19 protein-coding genes, 1 pseudogene and 1 other annotated feature are annotated in these 22,128 nt (G+C 42.3%); of the genes and pseudogenes, 13 read left to right on the top strand and 7 right to left on the bottom strand.

Features of this window, described 5'->3' with window-relative positions; genetic code table 11:
* Nucleotides 1–82 precede the first annotated feature (82 nt).
* Together acsA and tyrS are read left to right on the top strand one after the other, a co-directional pair.
* Nucleotides 83–1,807, top strand: a complete 1,725-nt coding sequence (gene acsA / locus NSS92_RS00695; protein WP_340866737.1) for an acetate--CoA ligase — start codon at nucleotides 83–85, stop codon at nucleotides 1,805–1,807.
* Between the two features lie 58 nt (nucleotides 1,808–1,865).
* Nucleotides 1,866–2,097, top strand: a binding site (T-box leader).
* 53 nt (nucleotides 2,098–2,150) lie between these two features.
* A complete protein-coding gene (gene tyrS / locus NSS92_RS00700; protein WP_267588109.1) occupies nucleotides 2,151–3,419 on the top strand; it encodes a tyrosine--tRNA ligase in 1,269 nt (422 codons plus the stop codon).
* Nucleotides 3,420–3,513: 94 nt separating this feature from the next.
* Here the strand turns inward: tyrS and NSS92_RS00705 are convergent, their stop codons facing one another.
* A complete protein-coding gene (locus NSS92_RS00705) occupies nucleotides 3,514–3,870 on the bottom strand; it encodes an antibiotic biosynthesis monooxygenase family protein (protein ID WP_267588110.1) in 357 nt (118 codons plus the stop codon).
* A 258-nt stretch (nucleotides 3,871–4,128) separates the two neighbouring features.
* Between NSS92_RS00705 and NSS92_RS00710 the strand changes: the two genes are divergently transcribed.
* The 3 genes from NSS92_RS00710 (at nucleotide 4,129) to NSS92_RS00720 (ending at nucleotide 7,250) form a co-directional block, all read left to right on the top strand.
* Nucleotides 4,129–4,719 (top strand): esterase/lipase family protein, encoded by a 591-nt coding sequence (locus tag NSS92_RS00710; RefSeq protein ID WP_411353450.1) that lies wholly within the window; start codon nucleotides 4,129–4,131, stop codon nucleotides 4,717–4,719.
* A gap of 216 nt (nucleotides 4,720–4,935) precedes the next feature.
* Nucleotides 4,936–5,493, top strand: coding sequence for a cysteine hydrolase family protein (locus NSS92_RS00715; protein WP_445661648.1), 558 nt, complete (start codon nucleotides 4,936–4,938; stop codon nucleotides 5,491–5,493).
* A gap of 311 nt (nucleotides 5,494–5,804) precedes the next feature.
* Nucleotides 5,805–7,250, top strand: coding sequence for a BclA C-terminal domain-containing protein (locus NSS92_RS00720; RefSeq protein ID WP_340866739.1), 1,446 nt, complete (start codon nucleotides 5,805–5,807; stop codon nucleotides 7,248–7,250).
* A gap of 179 nt (nucleotides 7,251–7,429) precedes the next feature.
* Here NSS92_RS00720 and rpsD read toward each other — a convergent pair whose 3' ends face one another.
* Entirely contained in the window at nucleotides 7,430–8,032 is a 603-nt protein-coding gene (rpsD, locus tag NSS92_RS00725) for a 30S ribosomal protein S4 (protein ID WP_039180654.1), read from the bottom strand.
* A gap of 300 nt (nucleotides 8,033–8,332) precedes the next feature.
* Nucleotides 8,333–8,830, bottom strand: coding sequence for a GAF domain-containing protein (locus NSS92_RS00730; protein WP_340866740.1), 498 nt, complete (start codon nucleotides 8,828–8,830; stop codon nucleotides 8,333–8,335).
* 126 nt (nucleotides 8,831–8,956) lie between these two features.
* Between NSS92_RS00730 and refZ the strand changes: the two genes are divergently transcribed.
* A complete protein-coding gene (refZ, locus tag NSS92_RS00735; RefSeq protein WP_340866741.1) occupies nucleotides 8,957–9,622 on the top strand; it encodes a forespore capture DNA-binding protein RefZ in 666 nt (221 codons plus the stop codon).
* Here refZ and hisJ read toward each other — a convergent pair.
* The gene (gene hisJ, locus NSS92_RS00740; protein ID WP_340866742.1) at nucleotides 9,592–10,407 is read right to left on the bottom strand and encodes a histidinol-phosphatase HisJ; all 816 of its coding nucleotides are present in this window, start codon (nucleotides 10,405–10,407) and stop codon (nucleotides 9,592–9,594) included. The genes refZ and hisJ overlap by 31 nt on opposite strands.
* Before the next feature lie 339 nt (nucleotides 10,408–10,746).
* On the opposite strand from hisJ, the gene ezrA reads away from it, so the two are divergent.
* Entirely contained in the window at nucleotides 10,747–12,450 is a 1,704-nt protein-coding gene (gene ezrA, locus NSS92_RS00745; protein ID WP_340866743.1) for a septation ring formation regulator EzrA, read from the top strand.
* A 42-nt stretch (nucleotides 12,451–12,492) separates the two neighbouring features.
* Here the strand turns inward: ezrA and brnQ (NSS92_RS00750) are convergent, their stop codons facing one another.
* Together brnQ (NSS92_RS00750) and brnQ (NSS92_RS00755) are read right to left on the bottom strand one after the other, a co-directional pair.
* On the bottom strand, nucleotides 12,493–13,836 hold the full coding sequence (gene brnQ / locus NSS92_RS00750) for a branched-chain amino acid transport system II carrier protein (RefSeq protein ID WP_267587117.1): 1,344 nt from the start codon (nucleotides 13,834–13,836) through the stop codon (nucleotides 12,493–12,495).
* Between the two features lie 215 nt (nucleotides 13,837–14,051).
* Nucleotides 14,052–15,392 (bottom strand): branched-chain amino acid transport system II carrier protein, encoded by a 1,341-nt coding sequence (gene brnQ / locus NSS92_RS00755; protein WP_340866744.1) that lies wholly within the window; start codon nucleotides 15,390–15,392, stop codon nucleotides 14,052–14,054.
* Nucleotides 15,393–15,577: 185 nt separating this feature from the next.
* Between brnQ (NSS92_RS00755) and NSS92_RS00760 the strand changes: the two genes are divergently transcribed.
* The 5 genes and pseudogenes from NSS92_RS00760 (at nucleotide 15,578) to NSS92_RS00780 (ending at nucleotide 20,786) form a co-directional block, all read left to right on the top strand.
* On the top strand, nucleotides 15,578–16,720 hold the full coding sequence (locus NSS92_RS00760; protein WP_340866746.1) for a cysteine desulfurase family protein: 1,143 nt from the start codon (nucleotides 15,578–15,580) through the stop codon (nucleotides 16,718–16,720).
* Nucleotides 16,721–16,724: 4 nt separating this feature from the next.
* Complete coding sequence (gene thiI, locus NSS92_RS00765) at nucleotides 16,725–17,930, top strand: tRNA uracil 4-sulfurtransferase ThiI (RefSeq protein WP_267587120.1); 1,206 nt, start codon at nucleotides 16,725–16,727, stop codon at nucleotides 17,928–17,930.
* Nucleotides 17,931–18,019: 89 nt separating this feature from the next.
* Entirely contained in the window at nucleotides 18,020–18,232 is a 213-nt protein-coding gene (locus NSS92_RS00770; protein ID WP_024424829.1) for an alpha/beta-type small acid-soluble spore protein, read from the top strand.
* A 226-nt stretch (nucleotides 18,233–18,458) separates the two neighbouring features.
* Nucleotides 18,459–20,039 (top strand): acyl-CoA synthetase MbcS, encoded by a 1,581-nt coding sequence (gene mbcS, locus NSS92_RS00775; RefSeq protein ID WP_340866747.1) that lies wholly within the window; start codon nucleotides 18,459–18,461, stop codon nucleotides 20,037–20,039.
* 132 nt (nucleotides 20,040–20,171) lie between these two features.
* Nucleotides 20,172–20,786, top strand: a pseudogene (locus tag NSS92_RS00780) (LysE/ArgO family amino acid transporter).
* Nucleotides 20,787–20,908: 122 nt separating this feature from the next.
* Here the strand turns inward: NSS92_RS00780 and NSS92_RS00785 are convergent.
* Nucleotides 20,909–21,340 carry a MarR family winged helix-turn-helix transcriptional regulator gene (locus tag NSS92_RS00785; protein ID WP_251216370.1) on the bottom strand — a complete coding sequence of 144 codons (432 nt, stop codon included), beginning with the start codon at nucleotides 21,338–21,340 and terminating at the stop codon, nucleotides 20,909–20,911.
* A gap of 116 nt (nucleotides 21,341–21,456) precedes the next feature.
* On the opposite strand from NSS92_RS00785, the gene NSS92_RS00790 reads away from it, so the two are divergent.
* On the top strand, nucleotides 21,457–22,044 hold the full coding sequence (locus NSS92_RS00790; protein ID WP_267587123.1) for an NAD(P)H-dependent oxidoreductase: 588 nt from the start codon (nucleotides 21,457–21,459) through the stop codon (nucleotides 22,042–22,044).
* Nucleotides 22,045–22,128: the final 84 nt, after the last annotated feature.

Raw genomic sequence — 22,128 nt, forward strand, 5'->3', positions numbered from 1 at the left:
TCAGAAGTTTTTTAAAAATTGAGAAAAAAAGTCATCTATACTATAATGGTCATTGTAAACGTATGCAAAGGGGGACTGTTTGATGAAATTGGAAACGCTACCATCAGTAAAAGGGGATTATCATTTAAATGATTATGAGCAGGCATACAAAGATTTTTCATGGGAGGAAGCAAGAAAAAACTTCTCCTGGTATGAAACAGGAAAAATAAATGCAGCCTATGAAGCGATTGACAAACATGCGGACTCGTTTCGTCAGAACAAGGTGGCGCTTCACTACAAAGATTCACAGCGGGATGAAAAGTATACGTTCAGGGATATGAAAATCAACACAAACAAAGCGGGAAATCTATTCAGAGAAAAGGCGCATGTGGAAAAAGGGGATCGCGTGTTTATCTTTATGCCAAGATCACCTGAGCTCTATTTTCTTCTGCTTGGCGCAGTTAAAATTGGTGCGATCGTCGGTCCGTTATTTGAGGCATTTATGGAAGGCGCCGTCAAAGACCGTTTAGAAAATAGTGAGGCAAAGGTGATCGTAACAACACCGGATTTGCTTGAGCGAATTCCATTTGCAGAGCTTCCGAAGCTTGAATCTGTCATCATTGTCGGCGGTGAAAACGAAGACGTCGATGGCGTCCGGACAATTCACTATGAAAAGGCGTTTGAGGAGGCAGCAAAGGAGCTTGAAATTGAATGGATGGATGAAAAAGACGGCTTCCTTCTTCATTACACATCAGGATCTACTGGTACGCCAAAAGGTGTGCTTCATGTCCATGGTGCAATGGTGCAGCAAGGCCAGACTGGTAAATGGGTGCTTGACTTGAAAGAAGATGACGTTTACTGGTGTACAGCTGATCCGGGCTGGGTTACAGGCACAGTGTACGGTATTTTTTCACCGTGGTTAAATGGGGCGACGAATGTGATTTTAGGCGGCCGGTTTAATCCTGATACGTGGTATGAAACCATTGAATCACTCGGTGTAACCGTTTGGTACAGTGCCCCGACCGCCTTTAGAATGCTCATGGGGGCAGGTGATGACCTCATTCAAAAATATGACCTCAGCTCGCTCCGCCATGTCTTAAGTGTGGGAGAGCCTCTTAATCCAGAAGTCATTCGCTGGGGAGATGCTGTTTTTGGCAAACGAATTCACGACACTTGGTGGATGACAGAAACGGGTGCACAGCTGATTTGTAATTATCCATGCATGGACATCAAGCCAGGCTCGATGGGAAAACCGATTCCAGGCGTAGAAGCGGCGATTGTGGATAATGCAGGAAATGAACTTCCGCCATACCGGATGGGCAACCTTGCCATTAAAAAAGGCTGGCCTTCTATGATGCATACGATCTGGAACAATCCTGAAAAATATGAATCTTACTTTATGCCGGGAGATTGGTATGTTTCAGGAGATTCAGCTTATATGGACGAAGACGGATACTTTTGGTTCCAGGGACGTGTCGATGATGTCATCATGACGTCAGGAGAGCGGGTTGGTCCATTTGAGGTGGAAAGTAAACTGGTTGAACATCCAGCTATTGCAGAGGCTGGTGTCATTGGAAAGCCAGATCCGGTCCGCGGTGAAATTATTAAAGCGTTTATTGCGCTCAGAAGCGGATATGAGCCGACAGATGAGCTGAAAGAAGAGATTCGTACGTTTGTGAAAAAAGGACTCGCAGCACATGCGGCACCGCGAGAAATTGAGTTTAAAGACAAATTGCCAAAAACGAGAAGCGGAAAAATCATGAGACGTGTGCTAAAGGCGTGGGAGCTGAATTTACCTGCTGGCGACCTTTCGACAATGGAAGATTAATTTTTTCATCAGTTGACTTGATTTCAAAAGTGTGTTAAAAATGACATTAGTTGAATATGAAAAGGTTTTGACTGAGATTCAGTAGAATGATCTTTCCCTGTTGAAGAGAGCTGACGGCTGGTGCGAGTCAGTACAAAGAGATATTCGAATTACCCTCACGAACCGCTTTTACGAAAAGGAGCATGCCCTGATTAGTGAAAGAACGGATCTGTCCGTTATCAGTGTAAGTGAAAAGACAAGATTTTTTGTCTTTTAAGCAGGGTGGTACCGCGATATATATCGTCCCTTCGTTCATTCGAAGGGGCGTTTTTTATGTTTCATTTTAAAAAAAGGAGATTTGGATATGAGTCAATTGATGGAAGAGCTATCGTTCAGAGGATTAATTCAGCAGCAAACAGATGAAGAAGGTTTAACAAAATTATTAGCAGAAGAAAAAATTAAACTATACTCCGGCTTTGATCCGACAGCTGACAGCTTACACATTGGTCATCTATTGCCAATTTTAACATTACGCAGATTCCAAGAAGCAGGTCATCACCCGATTGCTCTTGTTGGCGGTGCAACTGGACTGATTGGTGACCCAAGTTTCAAAAAAGCAGAACGTTCACTCAACCCGGCAGAAATCGTTGAACAGTGGTCAGAGAAAATCAAAGGCCAGCTCTCTCAATTTCTTGATTTTGAAGCGGATGTAAACCCAGCCGTTATCGTTAATAACTACGACTGGATCAGCCAAATGAATGTCATCACGTTCCTTCGTGATATTGGAAAGAACTTCGGTGTAAACTTCATGCTGGCAAAAGACATCGTGAGCTCACGTATCGAAACAGGGATTTCTTACACAGAGTTCAGCTATGTCATCCTGCAGTCTTTAGACTTCTTAAACCTTTACAGAAATGAAAATTGTAAGCTGCAAATTGGCGGAAGTGACCAGTGGGGAAATATCACATCTGGACTTGAGCTGATCCGTAAGTCTGAAGCAGAAGGGGCAAAAGCATTCGGTCTGACGATGCCGCTTGTCACAAAAGCAGACGGCACAAAGTTTGGTAAAACAGAAGGCGGCGCCATCTGGTTAGATAAAGAAAAAACGTCTCCATATGAGTTCTACCAATTCTGGATCAACACAGATGACCGTGATGTCGTGAAATACTTAAAATACTTTACGTTCTTATCAAAAGAAGAGATCGCATCGTACGAAGAAAAAGTGCAAACAGCACCTGAAAAGCGTGAAGCGCAGCGCCGTCTAGCAGAGGAAGTGACAACACTTGTACATGGCCGTGAATCACTAGAACAGGCTGTCAACATCTCAAATGCGCTGTTCAAAGGCGAGATCAAATCTCTTACAGCTGAAGAAGTGAAAGTAGGCTTTAAGGATGTTCCATCAATAGAGAAAAGCGGTACAGAAGAATTAACACTTGTCGATGTCCTTGTGGAATCAAAGCTGTCTCCATCAAAGCGTCAAGCACGTGAAGATATCACAAATGGTGCTGTCTCCATCAACGGAGAAAGACAAACAGATAAAGACTATGTTCTTTCAGCTGAAGACCGAATTGAAAACCAATTTACCGTTTTAAGAAGAGGAAAGAAGAAATACTTCCTCGTGACGTATAAATAAATCTTTATGAAACAGTAAACATCATGGAAAAGCACCTCAAATGTTCGTGTACATTGAGGTGCTTTTCTTTTTAAGCTTTTATAGGACCGTTTTTTTATTCGCCTGCTTCTTGTTCAAGGAGTGAATCTTCGTTTGTATAAGCATGTTCTACCTTACAAATTCGGGTTGTATAGGCTTCATACCAATCTGCTTTCCCCTTTTTTTGAACACGCTGATGTGCTGTATGTGCTTTCCATTCTTTGATGGCTTCTAATGAATCCCAATAAGAGACAGTGATCCCGACCCCATGTTCATCTCGTACGCTTTCTATTCCAAGAAACCCGTCTAGGTCTTTCGCTAATTCTTCCATTTTTTGAGCAGCTGCATCGTATTCTTTCTGCTCGACATTTGTTCGTTTTGATGTGAAAATCACGGCATAATAGGGTAGTGCAGGTGTTTGAGTAAACAGCATCTAGCAGAACCTCCTTTGTCTATTCATATTATAAATGAAAGAAAGAAGGTCTCGTAGTCTTTTTGTTTTAATTAAAAAAAGTCCAAGGTGCTTTTTGATTATTTATAAGGCTGTAAAAACATCTCATAAACATTACCTTGTTCACTTTTCTGTCATATTTTTCTTGTATAAAATAGAGGAGAAAAAGATGAATAAGGGGGAATGAAAGTGATTCTATTTAAGAAAAGAAGTTTGCAAATTCTCGTTGCGCTTGCATTGATGATTGGTTCAATGGCTTTTATCCAGCCGAAAGAGGTGAAGGCGGCTGAACATAATCCAGTTGTAATGGTACACGGCATTGGTGGTGCCTCTTATAACTTTTATTCTATTAAAAGTTACTTGGTTGGACAAGGCTGGGATCGAAACCAATTATATGCTATCGATTTCATAGACAAAACAGGAAATAACCGCAACAATGGTCCGCGTCTATCTAAATTCGTCAAAGATGTGTTAGACAAAACGGGTGCCAAAAAAGTAGATATTGTGGCTCATAGTATGGGCGGGGCGAACACGCTATACTATATTAAGAATCTAGATGGCGGCGATAAAATTGAGAACGTTGTCACAATTGGTGGAGCAAACGGACTCGTTTCAAGCAGAGCATTACCAGGCACAGATCCAAATCAAAAAATTCTTTACACATCCGTCTACAGCTCAGCCGATCTCATTGTCGTCAACAGTCTCTCTCGTTTAATTGGCGCAAGAAACGTCCAAATCCATGGCGTTGGACATATCGGTCTATTAACCTCAAGCCAAGTCAAAGGATATATTAAAGAAGGACTGAACGGCGGAGGACAGAATACGAATTAAAAAACGAAAAAAGACAGCGGCATATGCTGTCTTTTTTGATGTCAATTGACATATGGCAGCTGTTAGATGAAAGAGATATTGATAAGGGAAGCAAAACGATGATGCAAAAACAGACAAAGCATTGTATATAGCCGAATAAAAACATGTACAAAACGATCACCATTCCTTACACTACATGTAGTGAGTAAGAATCTTCGGAGGTGGGCGTTTGTGAAAATGAATCAAAAGGCTTTAATCATTGTAGATGTACAAAAAGCGTTCGAGCATGAAAAATGGGGAGAACGAAATAACCTTGATGCAGAGAAGAATATCAGTCGTCTATTGACGTTTTGGAGAGAGAAAGGCTGGACAGTGATTCATATCCAGCATACATCTGACAAACCGGACTCCTTATTTCATCTGGCAAATGAAGGGCATCTCTTCAAAGATATCGCCAAACCGCTAGAGGAAGAAACGGTGATACGAAAGAAAGTCAACAGCAGCTTTATTGGCACAAACTTGGAGGAACAGTTAAGGTCAAACCATATTAACACGGTCGTGATCACAGGATTGACAACCCCTCACTGCGTGTCAACGACAACAAGAATGAGCGGCAATTTAGGCTTTGATACGTACCTTATCTCAGATGCAGTAGCCGCCTTTGGACTAACAGATCAAACCGGTACATATTATGATCCCGAAATGATTCATCGGCTATCACTGGCTACATTGCATGATGAATTTGCTACTGTCATAACAACAGATCAATTGATTAGTAATTGGATGGTAAAATAAAAGATATCGCTATACGCTTAATAATACTTGAGTGAACCTTGGAACAAAAAAATCCTCTGGAATTCTAGGGGGTTTTTTTCATGATAGATTATATGGTTCTGAATAGCTTTTTAAGACTGGCTAGTCATCATGAAAAAACAATAGACAAATTTAGCGCAAAATACAATCAAATTTTCACAACCAAAAGATTTTTAGAAGACTCTGGTAAATTATATTTATTCTACGTTTATCTTTATTCTTTGTACGTTTTACTTATCGGCACCTATTTACAGATGTAACATATGAATAATGATAAAGGAGATGAACAACTGATGGGTTGTGATAAGTATAAAAAATGCCCTTATTGTAAACAGAAACTATCAAAATCAAACTGTTGCATCATCTGTCATACAAAATTAATTGTAGGGCGACGAGGACCACGGGGATTACGAGGGGTTCAAGGAGCTACCGGAGCGACCGGTCCAGCGGGAGTAACCGGAGCCACGGGAGCCGCCGGAGCGACCGGTCCAGCGGGAGTAACCGGAGCCACGGGAGCCGCCGGAGCGACCGGTCCAGCAGGAGTAACCGGAGCCACGGGAGCCGCCGGAGCGACCGGTCCAGCGGGAGTAACCGGAGCCACGGGAGCCGCCGGAGCGACCGGTCCAGCGGGAGTAACCGGAGCCACGGGAGCCGCCGGAGCGACCGGTCCAGCGGGAGTAACCGGAGCCACGGGAGCCGCCGGAGCGACCGGTCCAGCGGGAGTAACCGGAGCCACGGGAGCCGCCGGAGCGACCGGTCCAGCGGGAGTAACCGGAGCCACGGGAGATACCGGAGTGACCGGTCCAACGGGAGTAACAGGTGCCACAGGAGATACCGGAGTGACCGGTCCAACGGGAGTAACTGGAGCCGCAGGAGCTACCGGAGCGACCGGTCCAGCGGGAGTAACCGGAGCCACGGGAGATACCGGAGTGACCGGTCCAACGGGAGTAACTGGAGCCACGGGAGCCGCCGGAGCGACCGGTCCAGCGGGAGTAACCGGAGCCACGGGAGCCGCCGGAGCGACCGGTCCAGCGGGAGTAACCGGAGCCACGGGAGATACCGGAGTGACCGGTCCAACGGGAGTAACAGGTGCCACAGGAGATACCGGAGTGACCGGTCCAACGGGAGTAACTGGAGCCGCAGGAGCTACCGGAGCGACCGGTCCAGCGGGAGTAACCGGAGCCACGGGAGATACCGGAGTGACCGGTCCAACGGGAGTAACTGGAGCCGCAGGAGCTACCGGAGCGACCGGTCCAGCGGGAGTAACCGGAGCCACGGGAGATACCGGAGCGACCGGTCCAACGGGGGTCACAGGAGCCACGGGAGCAGGGTTATCTGAATTTGCATATGTATACAATCTAAGTGCTGAAACAGTAGCTTTAGAGGCCCCGGTGATTTTTGACTCAACTGGAATTATTACTTCTGGTATTACACATGCCCCTGGAACTTCTCAAATTATAGTCACCAATCCAGGAAACTACGAGGTTACTTTTTCAGTTTCTGGCGTAGAGCCAAATCAATTTACCCTATTTGTAAATGGAGGTCCTGTGACGAACACAGTTTATGGGTCAGGAGCTGGTACCCAACAGAATAACGGTCAGGCAATCCTCGCTCTAGCAGCGGGTGACACGCTTACTCTTGTAAACCATACTTCCGCAGCAGCAGTTACTCTTCAAACCCTAGCAGGAGGGACTCAAACAAACGTGAATGCTTCTATTATTATTAAAAAATTAGACTAACTTAAATGTGGAGAAATGTTTTTAGAAGCTTTGCCTGGTGCTCGTCTTGTGCATAGTCTGTTTTCTATATATGTTTTAAATTCATTTGTTCATAGGAGAATGCAAACAAAAAACCCTAGAAATCCTTGAACAATCAAGGGATCTAGGGTTTTTTCGATCTCTCTTAGAGAGTCATGAAATTAACGAGAGTAGAACTCAACGATTAGTTGTTCGCTGATCTCAGGCGCTAATTCAGAACGCTCTGGAAGACGAGTGAAAGTTCCTTCAAGCTTTTCAGCATCGAAAGAAAGGTATTCAGGAACGAAGTTGTTTACTTCGACTGATTCTTTCACTACTGCAAGGTTTTGAGATTTCTCACGAAGAGCAATCGTTTGACCTGGTTTCACAGAGAAAGATGGGATGTCTACACGGCTTCCATCAACAAGGATGTGACCATGGTTTACTAGCTGACGAGCTTGGCGGCGAGTACGAGCAAGGCCAAGACGGTATACTAGGTTGTCAAGGCGAGTTTCAAGAAGGATCATGAAGTTTTCACCTTGTTTACCAGGAAGTTTAGCAGCTCTGTCATATAGTGTACGGAATTGACGTTCGTTGACACCGTACATGTGACGAAGCTTTTGCTTCTCTTGTAATTGTAAACCGTATTCAGATAGTTTTTTGCGTTGTCCTGGACCATGTGGGCCTGGAGCGTAAGGGCGTTTTTCAAGTTCCTTACCTGTTCCGCTTAATGAAATGCCTAAACGGCGGGAAATCTTCCAACTTGGACCTGTATAGCGAGCCATAATGTGACTCCTCCTTATTGTTTTTATTTGTGAAAAATAAAAACCGTCTGTTCTTCCTCTTTTTCGTCATTATGTTTTCATGCATCCTCGCTCCAGCAGCAGGGAGTTACAAGATGCACCTTCATATAGAAGGAACAAAATGATACAAAAAAGCCGAACAAAAAGGCTGCCATATTTCACACAAACTCTATTATATGACGCTGGATAGGAGAAGTCAACCTATTTAGAGGCAAAGGTGACGTTCCCCATTATATAAAGAAAAATAAAAAAGCAGACAATGTGCCTGCTTTTTCTGCATGATTACGCATCCGTAGAGACGGATAACGCCTGTTGGAGAATTTCTGTAAATTGAATAAGGTAGGTCTCATCTACTTCACTGAAGCGGTCTTTCACAGGGCTGTCAATGTCGAGCACCCCAATGATCTGTCCATTGACCTTGAGCGGAATGACTATTTCAGATTGCGATGCTGCATCACATGCAATATGTCCAGGGAATGCATGGACATCAGCGATACGCTGTACTTCACCTGTCGCAAATGCTGTACCGCAAACACCTTTTCCAGAAGGGATGCGCACACATGCAGGCAGTCCGTTAAATGGTCCAAGCACAAGCTCGCCGTCCTTTGCTAAATAAAACCCTGCCCAATTGACTTCAGGAAGTGTGTGATAGAGCAGTGCAGCTGCATTTGCCAAGTTGGCAATCAGATCAGGTTCACCATCTGTAATGGCTTTTACCTGTTTGACAAGCAATTGATAGTCTTTTGAAGGATCGCCAGACTGTTTTTCGACATGAAACATGAAAATCTCCTACTTTCTATCTTAAAAATACATAACTTGCGTCTCGAATGTGGGATTTGTCGAGCAATTGTAAAAGGAACTTCTGCCTTCATCTTGAAGTATGTACACATGAAGAGGGGTGAGCGGATGAAAACATCAACAACCGTGCAAACAAAAGACCGTATTATGGATGCTGCCATCAGACTTTTTAACCAAAAAGGATTTTCTGGAACCTCTGTCCGTGAGATCGCGAAGGAAGCAAACGTCAACGTTGCCCACATTTCTTATTACTTTCAAGGAAAAGGGGGGCTGCTTGAGCAGCTCGTATCCGATTTTTATGAAGGTTACATTCACATGATTGAATCACATCTCCATCACATGGAAACCCGTCACGCAAAAGAATGCTTACTACATGTGGTTTTTGATATTTTATCTTATCAGCACAAGCACCGTCAATTAACCCGTTTCGTTTATCGGGAGGTGACGATTGATTCCACACTCATCAGAGAAATCATGTCGACATATTTAACAAAAGAAAAGTATTTGTTTCAGCTCATCATTGAAAAAGGAAAAAGCACCCATGTTATTTGTGAGCAGCTTTCACTTGCATCCTTTATGATCCAGCTAAAATCACTTCTCATGATGCCATATTTACAGCCGCAATATTTAACAGAGGTGCTTTATTTGAACCCAAGTGAGCCGTATTTCTATCAAATGTACTTTAAGGAGCTGAGCCGCTCGCTTCATCATCTGTTAGAACCAAAAGAGCCGGCACTAGATTCTCATCTGAAGCTCATGATGTCCTCGAATTGATCATACGCATATCCGAGATCTTCCGCTTGATGGGCATCAGAGCCGAATATGAGCGGAATTTTTTTCTTTTTGGCAAGGTCAATCATCCATGGATCTAAATAGATACTTCTGGCATATGTTTTACGAAGACCTGATGTATTAAAATCTAAAGACATGCCTTTTTTTGCCGTTTCTTCAAGGCAAAGGGTGACCTTTTGACAAAGTTCAGGTGACATTTCATATGGAAAAAGCTGTTTGAATTTCTGGACAAGGGTGATATGACCGATTCTCTTTGGCTTATATTGGCCTAAAGATGATAGAATAGAAGAATGAATTTGGTCAAAGTAGCTTTGGTAGACCTGTTCGATGCTGCCATAGATGCTTATTAGCTGCTGGAAGGCATGCTCGTCAAAATCAAGGCAAATATAATCATCGCCAGCAGGAAGAAAGTGTACAGATAAAATGGCGTCGTCTAGTTCTGGACCGTAGCAGTCTAAAAAGGTTCTTGTTTCCTCTTCATACGCTTTGATATAGTCAACCTCAAGCCCAGTTTTTACTATTAATTGCCCTTTGTATTCTTGTTTCAGCTGAGCCAGTTTCGCTATATATGCTTCAAGGTCTTGGAGCTTCATGGCACTATCCTGCTCAGGTGTTGGATCTTGAAACGATGGGGGCAGCGGGGCATGCTCGGTAAAGGTAATGGAATCAAATCCCTTTTTGATGGCTTTTTCAATATAAGAATGAAAAGGATCAAGCGAGCCGTGCGGGCAAAACGGTGTATGTAGATGTGCATCTTGTTTCAGCATGTCGTCACCTCTTGTCGATATTTTGAAAAACGTGATGTTTATCAGCGAAAATAATGAAAAATCATGACCAAAAATGCTGGTTACATGGTATCATAATAACAATGAAAACGACAGCTTCCGCATACATAAAAGCAGGTCACATTGATACGTGTGATCAAATGATAGAAAGCGCACAAATACTTTCTTGAAAAAACATACATAAAACCGTGAATGGATGGTATTGGAAAACATACGATCCTGCTTATAAAAACAAATGCAAAGCGGACACGAAAGGGTTCTCAGGTCTACTCGGGACACTTTTACCCTGACATCACTTAGATCACAACAAGGGGGCTCATTATGGAGTTAATCATCGGTTTAATTGTCATTTTGCTTGCTTTGTTTTCAGTCGGTTATTTCCTGCGAAAAAATATATATAAAGAGATTGACCGATTGGAAGCATGGAAAATTGAAATTTTAAACAGATCAATTGTAGAAGAAATTTCAAAAATCAAACATTTAAAAATGACCGGAGAAACAGAGCAATTTTTTGAAAGATGGCGTGCAGAGTGGGACGATATCGTCACAGCCCATCTTCCAAAGGTAGAGGAGCTATTATATGATGCAGAAGAGTATTCTGATAAATATCGATTCTCCAAAGCCAAACAGGTTCTTACGCACATTGAGGACTTGCTGAGTGCTGCTGATTCGAACATTGAAGACATTTTAAAAGAAATTGCAGACCTTGTCACAAGCGAGGAGCAAAATCGCAAGGACATTGAAAAGGTCAAAGAACAATATCAAACAGTTCGAAAAAATCTGCTTGCGTACAGCCATTTATACGGCACCCTTTATGACAAAATGGAGCAGGACTTAGATGAGGCCTGGGAAGGGATCAAGCAGTACGAGGAAGAGACAGAAAACGGCAACTATATGAAAGCAAGAAAGATTTTGCTTGAGCAAGACCGCAGACTCGATCAGCTTCAACTGTATATCAATGATGTACCGAAGCTCATTGCAGACTGCAAACAAACCGTACCAGGCCAGCTGACGAAGCTGAAAGACGGATATAAAGAAATGACAGACAAAGGCTACAAGCTGGAGCACATCCAGATCACTAAGGAGCTTGAGAACTTAAACAAACAGCTGACCCGTGCGGAAAAACTGCTTATTGATGAACTCAATCTGGATGAGGCATCAAGCATTCTGCAAATGATTGATGATGCAATTCAGACACTGTATGATCAGCTGGAAGCGGAAGTAGAAGCAGGGCAGGAAATCAAAAGCAAAATGCCTGAGCTGACGGAAGCATTTGAAAAGCTCGAGCAGGATCACACCCAAACAAAGGCAGAAACAGCTCTTGTAAAAGAAAGCTACAAACTGACAGCCGGAGAGCTTGATCAACAGAAGGCGTTCGAAAAACGCTTAGAAGAAATTGAAAAGCTCATGAAACAAATTCGCGAGAAGCTTGATCGTGACCATGTAGCATATTCATTATTAATGGATGAAATCAATCAGCTTGAGACCTTTATCGATGATGCAAAAGCATTGCACGATGCGTTTAAAGATCATCTTCAATCATTAAGAAAAGAAGAGCTGCAAGCGAGAGAAACACTGGCTGAGCTCAAAACGATGCTGACAGATACAGTGCGTCAGCTTCAAAAAAGCAATATTCCAGGTGTACCTGCTGACATGAAAGCGCAGGCTGAAAAAGCGCAGGTGATGATTCAGCAAGTGCACGAGCAGCTGGAGAACCTGCCGCTCAACATGTCAGCCGTGAATGGGCAATTAAAAGAAGCCTCTGATACAGTGAGAAATGTTGTGGATGAGACGGAAGAAATGCTCACTAAAGTGGATCGAATTGAACGAATCATTCAATACGGCAATCGTTTTAGAAGCCAAAATCATATTCTTTCAGAACAATTAAAAGAGGCAGAGCGAAGATTTTATGCGTACGATTATAACGGTTCATTTGATGTAGCAGCAGCGGCTGTTGAAAAAGCATCACCTGGAGCCGTTCAGAAGCTATTAGCTCAGCAGGAAAAAGAATATCAGCATCAATAAAAAAAGCTGAAGTCCATTGATAGGACTTCAGCTTTTTTTGTATTATGACGCCTGTTTTTGGCGTTCTTCTGAAGCAGAAGAAGTGAAAAGTGAGACCAGGAATCCAATTGCGACTCCAAGTATCGCAGGGACAAGCCAGCCGATGCCAAGGTCATAAAAAGGCAGCACTGTTTGGAACATGTCTTTTACTGGACCGATTGGAAGTTTTGCTGCTGCTAAGCCGTCAAATAAGCTGATGCACCCTGTTAAAATTAACGAGAGGACATATACTGGTCTTCTATGTCCAAGCCATTTATCAGCAAGTGATAGAACGATGATCACAATCGCCAGCGGATAAATCGCTGTTAAGACTGGAACAGAGAAAGCAACAATATGAGCAAGTCCAAAGTTAGAAATGATGAAACTAAATAATGTAACAAGTGTCACGACCATTTTATAAGAAAGTTTAGGAAGTAACTTTGAGAAATACTCTCCGCATGATGTGACAAGACCGATACTTGTTGTTAAACAAGCGACTGTGATGGCAGCACCTAACACAATATTTCCTAGACTTCCGAAAAGGAACTGAGAAGACTGAGCTAAGATTTTGCTTCCATCTCCAACGAATCCAATGGCATGTGTACTAGAAGCGCCTAGATACGCAAGCGATAAGTAAACGAAGGTTAATCCAGCAGCTGCAATCAAACCCGCTTTAATACAAGCAGAAGCCAGTGCCTTTTTACTTGTCACACCGCGTCCTTTAATCGCGTTGATGACAACAATTCCAAATACAATAGAAGCAAGAGCATCCATCGTTTTATAGCCTTCTAAAAATCCTTTGAAAAACGATCCATTGCTATAAGATACATCTGGTGTACCAATCACGCCCATCGGCGTCAAAATGGCTTTTACAATGATAATAAAAATAATCGTAAATTTAATCGGTGTTAAAATTTTACCTACACGATCCACGATTTTCGTTGGATTTAAAGCAAGGTAATACGTAATACCAAAAAAGACGAGTGTAAATAAAAGCAGCGACAGCCAAGCTGGCACGCTTGATAAAAATGGTAATGCGCCAATCTCATACGATACCGTTCCTGTACGCGGAATAGCGAAAAGCGGCCCAATGGATAAATATAAAATGACGGTAAATGCTGTTCCAAACACTGGGTGAGCCTTATCCGCAAGTCCTTTTGCATCACGTCCTGTTATAGCGATCGCAATAATACCTAGTAGAGGTAAACCGACACCTGTTAATAAAAATCCGCCCATTGCTCTCCATACATTTGTTCCAGCATATTGCCCAAGCTCTGGTGGATAAATCATATTTCCGGCGCCGAAGAATAAAGCAAATAACATAAAACCTATAATAACCGTATCTTTCGTCGACAATGTTGCCTTCATTGAATATAAAGCCTCCAATATTATGTTGAAATATTCTGTTAATTAGTTGTTAAAACCGTTCTTCATTAACATTCACTAATTATAAAGGATGTACGCCTGATGTCAACATATGTTTTCATACAAAAGTCATGAATTTTTCTATTTTAGTATATGAAGAACGTAAAAAAACATCCCCTTCTCTTATGGAAAGGGATGTTTTCTGTTTTGATGCTTGATTAAGCAAGCTGCTTAGGTGGACTCGTAAATAAAGAAATAAGAAGTCCAATAATAGCTCCAATAACGGCAGGGACAGCCCAGCCGATCCCAAGACTGTATAAAGGAAGAACAGCTTCTAAAAATTCAGGTAATCCGCCAAGAGGGATTTTCGCTGCAACTAACCCATCAATCACAGCAAAGACACCTGTGAAAAGGAGTGAAGCGATATAAATGATTCGTCTTCCGTTGATCCAGCGATCGAGAAAAGATAAGAGAATGATCACGATGGCTAGCGGATAAATTGAGACAAGAACCGGAACAGAGAGTGAAATAATTTGTGCAAGTCCAAGGTTTGCTACAACTGTACTGAATAAAGATACAACTAAAACAACTGTACGATAAGAAAAGCGTGGAAATAGCGAAGAAAAATATTCCCCGCAGGATGAAACAAGCCCAATACTTGTGGTCAAACATGCAAATAAAATCGCAACCCCTAACACAATATTTCCAGCAGAACCAAATAAAAAGTTTGCCGCAAGCGAAAGGAGTTTCCCGCCGTCATTTGCCCCGACCATACCTGTAGCCTCAGGACTTGATGCCCCGACATAAGCGAGTGATATGTACACAAGAGCTAGTCCAGCAGCTGCGACAAGCCCTGCTTTAATACAGGCTGCTGCAATCGATTTTCGTTCTGTAATACCGCGTTCTTTCACAGCCGTGACAACGACAATTCCGAAAACGATTGAAGCAAGAGCATCCATCGTTTTGTAGCCTTCTAAAAATCCGGTGAAGAGCGGGCTTCCTTCATAAGTTGGATGTGGACTGCCAATTCCACCCATTGGTGTCGCGATGGCTTTTATCACAATTAAAGCAATGACAGCAAGTAAAATTGGTGTTAAAATTTTACCGATTCGGTCAACAAGCTTCGATGGATTTAAAGCAAGAGCATAGGTAATGCCGAAAAAAGCAATTGAAAATAAGAGTAATGGAATCCACGATTCAGACTGCGCTTCAGACAAAAACGGAGCCAGCCCAATCTCATAAGAAACCGTTCCAGTACGAGGGATTGCAAAGAAAGGTCCAATAGATAAATATAAAATGACGGTGAAAATGGTACCGAATGTAGGATGAGCTTTATCAGCAAGCCCTTTTGCACCTGTTCCTGTCAGGGCAACGGCAATGATGCCTAAGAGCGGAAGTCCCACGCCTGTCAGTAAAAATCCACCGATCGCAAGCCATACATTTTCACCTGCGTACTGTCCAAGTACAGGAGGGAATATCATATTACCTGCGCCGAAAAAGAGTGCAAACAACATTAAGCCGATGGCTAATGTGTCTGTTTGACTTAACTTATTTTTCATAAGGTGACCCCCTATTATTTTATTTTTCTGCCATATTTAAATATTCTGTCAATTTGGGAAAAAATATGACAAGAGCACTATGCATGATATAGTGAATTGATGAGGTTGTCAATATACCGCTTTATATTGAAATAAAAGGAATTTGGTTCATATCAGTTAAACGCAAGAGGATAAGGAGTTTCGCAATGATGTATCTTGATAATAGTGCAACCACAAAACCGTACCCTGAGGTTTTACAAGTATATCAGCAAGTGAGTGAGCGTTATTTTGGAAATCCATCTTCGCTTCATCAGCTCGGAATAGATGCAAGCCGGCTGTTAAATGAAACGAGAAAACAAATGCTTCACTATACAGGCTTGAAACAATATGAGATTATTTTTACTTCTGGTGCAACAGAAGCGAATAACATCGCCATTAAGGGAGCAGCTCTCGCCAAAATGAACCGTGGCAAGCACATTGTGACGACAGCAATTGAGCATCCTTCTGTCATTGAATCGTTTGAACAGCTGAAGGCTTTATTTGGCTTTGACATCTCCTATATTCAAGTAAATGAGCATGGTCATGCAGATATGACGCATTTAAAAGAAGTGCTTCGCCCTGATACAGTGCTTGTCAGCATGATGCACGTCAATAACGAAACGGGTGCCATCCAGCCGATTGAAGAAGCTGCTGACATCATTCGTGAGCATGCCGAAAACGCACTTTTTCATGTCGATGGGGTGCAGGGAATGTGCAAAGTAGCACTCAATAAACAGCTGGATGTAGACCTTTTGACGATGTCAGGCCACAAAATTCATGGCTTAAAAGGCACAGGAGCGCTTTTTTTAAAGAAAGATGTTGTTCTTGCCCCTTTCATTACTGGAGGAGAGCAGGAATTAGGTCTTCGATCGGGCACTGAAAACCCTGCTGGAGCTGTCAGCTTAGCAAAAGCCATGAAACAATCGTTTGAACAGCTTGACAAGCATCATGACGAGATGCTGAACTTAAAAACGCAGCTGCAAAAACAGCTTGGAGAAATAGATGGCATTGTTATGAACACACCGCAGGCGCTAAGTGCGCCGCACATTGTGAATTTTTCAGTGCCGGGTATTCAAATTGAAGTCCTCCTCCATATGCTTGAAAAAGAAGGCATATATGTTTCTACAACCTCTGCCTGCTCAGCCAAGAAAAAAGAGCCAAGCCGTGTACTGCTGGCAATGGGAAAACCAGAAGAAGTAGCCAAAAGCAGTATGAGAATCAGCTTGACGTATGGACAAGGACCAGAGCTAACGCCGCAAATCATCACATCGATCGCACAAAGTGTGAAAAAATTAAAAGGAATGAGATAACAGCATGAAATATGATCATATTTTAGTCCGTTTTGGTGAGATCTCAACAAAAGGGAAGAATAGAAAGAAGTTCATTGAAAAACTAAGACAGAACATTCGATTCGTCTTAAAGGATTTTGAAGCATTAAAGTATGCATCTGATAGAGACCGCATCACGATTATGCTGAACGGAGAAGACCCTGAACTGATTTCAGAACAGCTCAAAAGTGTATTTGGCATTCAAAGCTTTAGTCTTGCGGTTAAATGTGAGACAAATCTAGGTGCGATTAAAGAAGCGGCACTAACAGCTGTACAGGAAGTGTATGAACAAGGAAATACATTTAAAGTCTCAACGAAACGCTCTTATAAACAATTTGAACTTGATTCAAATGAAATGAACCGCGAAATTGGCGGGCATGTTCTAAGGAATACGGAAAACTTAACGGTCAATGTGAAACAGCCGGATGTACATTTACGCATTGAAATAAGAGAGCACGCAACATACATTACATTTAAAGATGTCAAAGGTGCAGGCGGCCTGCCGGTTGGTTCTAGCGGAAGAGCGATGCTCATGCTTTCAGGCGGCTTTGACAGCCCAGTTGCCGGCTATCAAGCGATGAAACGCGGAATTGAAATTGAAGCTGTGCATTTCTTTAGTCCACCGTATACAAGTGAACGTGCCAAACAAAAGGTCATTGATCTTGCAGAATGCCTGGCAGCATATGGAGGCGAAGTGAAGCTTCACATCGTACCTTTTACAAACATTCAAGAGCTGATTCACAAACAAGTACCTGAAAACTATACGATGACATCAACAAGAAGAATGATGCTGAAAATAGCTGATAAAATAAGAGAAAAGCGTGATGCTCTTGCGATTATTACCGGTGAAAGCCTTGGTCAAGTGGCAAGTCAGACACTTGAAAGCATGTATGCCATAAACCATGTGACCAATACACCAATCATCCGCCCGCTCATTGCTGTCGATAAAAATGACATTATTGATGAAGCGAGACGAATTGGCACATACGATACAAGCATTCAGCCTTTCGAGGATTGCTGTACGATCTTTACGCCGCCGTCCCCTAAAACAAAACCAAAGCTTGAGAAAGTAGAACGCTACGAAAGCTTTGCTGATTTCGAGCCGATGCTGGACGAGGCAGTAGAGCAAATTGAAACGATTATTGTGACAAATGAAAAGAAAGCGGCAGACGAATTCGCTGATTTATTCTAAAACGAAAATTTCATAATAATTACCATAAAATCAATCGCATGAAGTCATGTGTTTCTACACATTCTATATTCACAAGGAGGTGAGAACACATGGCTCAACAAAACAGACAAAGCAGTTCTAACCAATTACTAGTACCAGGCGCTGCACAAGCTATCGACCAAATGAAGTACGAAATCGCTTCTGAATTTGGTGTAAACCTTGGTGCAGAAACAACATCTCGCGCTAACGGATCAGTTGGTGGAGAAATCACTAAGCGTCTTGTATCTTACGCTCAACAACATATGGGTGGCGGATCTTTCTAAGACACACAATTAAAAAGCTATGGCTTATGAGCGGGATCATTCCCGCTCTTTTCTTTTTGTACATATAAATAGTTAGAATATTTTTAAAAAAGGAGACGAATGAAAAAAATTATGGCATAATATTAGGAGTAGGTCCTAATTCAAGCATTTTTCAGTTATGAGTGTTAGAATAGGTAAATTGAAACATGTTTCGTTTCATAAGAAAGAGGCTAAAAGGAGCTGTACCATGAAAAGAGAAGACTTAATTGCACCAGAACAATATAACTTAGTCAGCGAGATTGAAGCGTTCAGTCATGACAAGGAGAAAATGGCCCTGCACTGGCAGGATGGCAATGGCCACGAAGCGCATGTGACATATGCAGCATTAGTCAAAGAGGCAAATAAAATTGGACATGTTTTATTAAATGCAGGCTTCAAAAAAGGCGATAAAATCATTGTGATGGTGCCGCGCATGCTCGAGGCATACAGCATTTATTTAGCGATTTTGAAAACAGGAATGGTCGTGATTCCTTGTTCTGAAATGCTGCGTGCGAAAGATATAGATTACCGAATTGAACATGCAGAAGCAAAGGGAGCGATCGTTTACTCTTCATTCATTCAATCGTTCGACGGAACCAAACAGCCAAACGATTTTATAACATTCTCAATCGGTGAAAACGATCATGGCTGGACAAACATTCTAGCGCAAAAGGAAGAGCAATCAAACAAACTTGAATTGGCTGATACAAAGCGCACAGACATGGCGTTTTTATCCTATACATCGGGTACAACAGGGAACCCAAAAGGGGTTGTTCATACACACGGATGGGCGTATGCACATTTACGCACAGCTGCAAAAGCATGGCTCTCCATTAATGAAGGAGATAAAGTATGGGCAACAGCAGGACCAGGCTGGCAAAAATGGGTGTGGAGTCCCCTCTTATCTGTGTTAGGAAGTGGAGCAGAAGGCTTTGTGTATGGAGGAAAATTCAATCCAAATACATACTTAGAGCTGCTTCAAAAAAATGAAATCAATGTCCTATGCTGTACACCGACAGAATATCGCTTTATGGCAAAAGTGGATGATTTGAGTCAGTACGCGCTGCCAAAGCTGCATAGTGCTGTTTCTGCGGGAGAGCCGCTGAACCGTGAAGTCATTGATACATTCAAAAAACATTTCGATATAGAAGTACGAGACGGTTATGGCCAAACTGAAAGCACACTGCTCGTAGGGGTGCTAAAAGGAATGGACATCAAGCCAGGCAGTATGGGGAAACCAACCCCTGGCAACGAAGTAGACATCATTGATGAGGACGGAAACGTCTGCGCACCTGGAGAAATTGGTGACATTGCGGTACATCTAGAAACACCGGCTCTATTTAAGGAATACTACAAAGACGAAGAGCGTACAAAGGCGCAGCGCCGCGGCAATTACTTTATTACGGGTGACCGCGCGAAAAAAGACGAAGATGGGTACTTCTGGTTTGAAAGCCGCAGAGATGACATCATTGTCAGCTCGGGCTATACGATTGGACCGTTTGAAGTAGAAGATGCGCTGATCAAGCATCCAGCAGTGAAGGAATGTGCAGTTGTGGCGAGCCCAGATGAAATCAGAGGATCAATCGTCAAAGCATACGTCGTCCTTCGTGATGGAACTGCGCAAAGTGATGAATTGATCAAAGAGCTGCAAACACATGTGAAAAACACAACAGCACCGTACAAATACCCAAGAGAAATCGAATTCATTGACGAACTGCCAAAAACTCCGTCAGCGAAAATCCGCCGTGTAGAGCTGAGAGAAAGAGAGCTTGCACGAAAAAGTAAATAATGAATAAATGAGAAGCGTTTGGATGGAAGCATCCAGCGCTTTTTTTGTACGGAAAATGAAATTTGTTGAAAGCAGGCAGGGTGCTTTATGTTAAAATATGTAGGAATTTCTGAAAAAGGAGAATGTTAGTAGATGTCCATTGCGATCATTCATGGAATTGTACTTGCCTTTGGTCTCATTTTACCTTTGGGCGCACAAAATGTATTTGTATTTCAACAAGGAGCGCTGCAGCCTCGTTTATATCGAGCATTGCCTGTCGTCATCACGGCTACTCTTTGTGACACACTTTTAATTGCTTTAGCTGTCATAGGTGTTTCTGTTGTGGTGTTTACCATTCCAGCGTTGCAAATCGGTCTTTATATCATTGGTTTTTGTTTTTTAGTTTATATGGGATGGTCTGTATGGAACACAAGCTCATCATCAGGGGATCAAGAGAAGCAGAAATTAATGCCTGCAAGAAAACAAATTTTATTTGCTTGTTCAGTTTCTCTTTTAAATCCCCACGCGATTCTCGATACGATTGGTGTCATTGGTACGAATTCGCTGCAATATAGCGGAGCAGAAAAGCTGGCGTTCACACTTGCCTGTATCATCGTGTCCTGATTATGGTTTATTGGGCTCGCCCTTTTAGGGAAGATGTTAGGGAAGTTAGATACAAACGGCAAGTGGATGAACCGTATCAATAAAGCTTCAGCGGTCATGATCTGGCTGGTTGCGTTATATATTGCGTATCAATTGATTGTGTAAAGGTACATAAAGAATCAAACAAAGAAGCGTTTGGACGTAATGATCCAGCGCTTTTTTTGTCAAGTTGGAAGTGCAGCAGCCCAATCCTGCATGAGCATAGCGCTCATGCTTTTTTCATTGGGTCATTTTTTGAATATCGTTTGATTTAATAGACGGAGAGCTTGTACGATATCATCCATTTGTTCTATATCTGAGGGAGATAGGCTGTCTATCAGCATCTTTTCGATATGCTGGAAGGCTTCGTTCATACAGGCACGGCCTTTGTCAGAAAGTATAATGACATGCTTTCGTTTGTCATTACGGTCTTCTTCTCTATCAATGAATTGTTTTTCGTGCAGCTTTTTCAGTTCTCTGCTGACATTCGGAAGAGACATATGCTGGCAGTCTGCAATTTCACTAGGGGTAAGCGGTTCGCTGACCGCTAGCTGCTCTAAAATCAAATATTGTAAGGGTGTTAATTCTGGTGGTTTGACTTTGCTCATCAAGTCATGTTTTAACTCCGAAAAAGTAGAAGCAAATGCGACGAATTCCTTGAAGAAATGTGGATGTTGCATGATGATCACCTCCTCCGTAACATACCAAATTTATTATCAAAAAACAATTATCATTTGACAACTAGTGGAGTGGGGTGTATTGTTTTGTTATCAAATGATAACTAAAGGAGAAAAATATGAATGTACTCATTATCTATACTCACCCTCATCACAATAGTTTAAATGGTGCTTTTTTAAAAGAAATAGTTAGAGGCAGTGAAGAAAATCCAATGGTTCAAGAAGTGAAAATCATCGATTTATATCAAGAAAAATTTGATCCTGTGCTTGTTTTTAATAAAGAGAAAAAAAGACGTGATATGCATAAGGACCCTGATATTCAGGTGTATCAGGATAAGATCAAGTGGGCGGACAAAATCGTGTTCGTTTATCCCATTTGGTGGGGGCGGCCGCCAGCTATGCTCCTTGGCTTTATTGACCGCATGTTTGCTGCGAATTTCGCCTATCGTCAAACAGGCGGGCTGCTGCCAGAAGGACTATTAAAAGGGAAAAGCGCCGTTTGTGTATCGACAATGCAAGGACCAACCAACTACCCTTTGTTCTTTTTACAAAATGCGCACAAGATGTTAATGAAACGAGCTCTCTTACAATATGTCGGTATCAAACCTGTGAAGTTCTTTGAGTTTGGGATGATGGAAAGTCCAAAAGGGAAACATGACATCAAATTAAAACGCACATACAACTATTTCAGAAACATCAGCTCATAAAACATTTGGATAAGTCACTTTTCTTCTAATTTGATCCTGTACTGTTTTAAAATGACATTGAGGCGGGGTCACTCATCCTTGTCA

Source organism: Bacillus sp. FSL M8-0166, assembly GCF_038008825.1.
Taxonomy (GTDB): Bacteria; Bacillota; Bacilli; order Bacillales; family Bacillaceae; genus Bacillus; species Bacillus safensis.

Coding starts and splice junctions, on each gene's coding strand:
- acsA (WP_340866737.1), top strand. CDS start 83: ATGAAATTGGAAACGCTACCATCAGTAAAAGGGGATTATCATTTAAAT.
- tyrS (WP_267588109.1), top strand. CDS start 2,151: ATGAGTCAATTGATGGAAGAGCTATCGTTCAGAGGATTAATTCAGCAG.
- NSS92_RS00705 (WP_267588110.1), bottom strand. CDS start 3,870: ATGCTGTTTACTCAAACACCTGCACTACCCTATTATGCCGTGATTTTC.
- NSS92_RS00710 (WP_411353450.1), top strand. CDS start 4,129: ATGATTGGTTCAATGGCTTTTATCCAGCCGAAAGAGGTGAAGGCGGCT.
- NSS92_RS00715 (WP_445661648.1), top strand. CDS start 4,936: ATGAATCAAAAGGCTTTAATCATTGTAGATGTACAAAAAGCGTTCGAG.
- NSS92_RS00720 (WP_340866739.1), top strand. CDS start 5,805: ATGGGTTGTGATAAGTATAAAAAATGCCCTTATTGTAAACAGAAACTA.
- rpsD (WP_039180654.1), bottom strand. CDS start 8,032: ATGGCTCGCTATACAGGTCCAAGTTGGAAGATTTCCCGCCGTTTAGGC.
- NSS92_RS00730 (WP_340866740.1), bottom strand. CDS start 8,830: ATGTTTCATGTCGAAAAACAGTCTGGCGATCCTTCAAAAGACTATCAA.
- refZ (WP_340866741.1), top strand. CDS start 8,957: ATGAAAACATCAACAACCGTGCAAACAAAAGACCGTATTATGGATGCT.
- hisJ (WP_340866742.1), bottom strand. CDS start 10,407: ATGCTGAAACAAGATGCACATCTACATACACCGTTTTGCCCGCACGGC.
- ezrA (WP_340866743.1), top strand. CDS start 10,747: ATGGAGTTAATCATCGGTTTAATTGTCATTTTGCTTGCTTTGTTTTCA.
- brnQ (WP_267587117.1), bottom strand. CDS start 13,836: ATGAAGGCAACATTGTCGACGAAAGATACGGTTATTATAGGTTTTATG.
- brnQ (WP_340866744.1), bottom strand. CDS start 15,392: ATGAAAAATAAGTTAAGTCAAACAGACACATTAGCCATCGGCTTAATG.
- NSS92_RS00760 (WP_340866746.1), top strand. CDS start 15,578: ATGATGTATCTTGATAATAGTGCAACCACAAAACCGTACCCTGAGGTT.
- thiI (WP_267587120.1), top strand. CDS start 16,725: ATGAAATATGATCATATTTTAGTCCGTTTTGGTGAGATCTCAACAAAA.
- NSS92_RS00770 (WP_024424829.1), top strand. CDS start 18,020: ATGGCTCAACAAAACAGACAAAGCAGTTCTAACCAATTACTAGTACCA.
- mbcS (WP_340866747.1), top strand. CDS start 18,459: ATGAAAAGAGAAGACTTAATTGCACCAGAACAATATAACTTAGTCAGC.
- NSS92_RS00785 (WP_251216370.1), bottom strand. CDS start 21,340: ATGCAACATCCACATTTCTTCAAGGAATTCGTCGCATTTGCTTCTACT.
- NSS92_RS00790 (WP_267587123.1), top strand. CDS start 21,457: ATGAATGTACTCATTATCTATACTCACCCTCATCACAATAGTTTAAAT.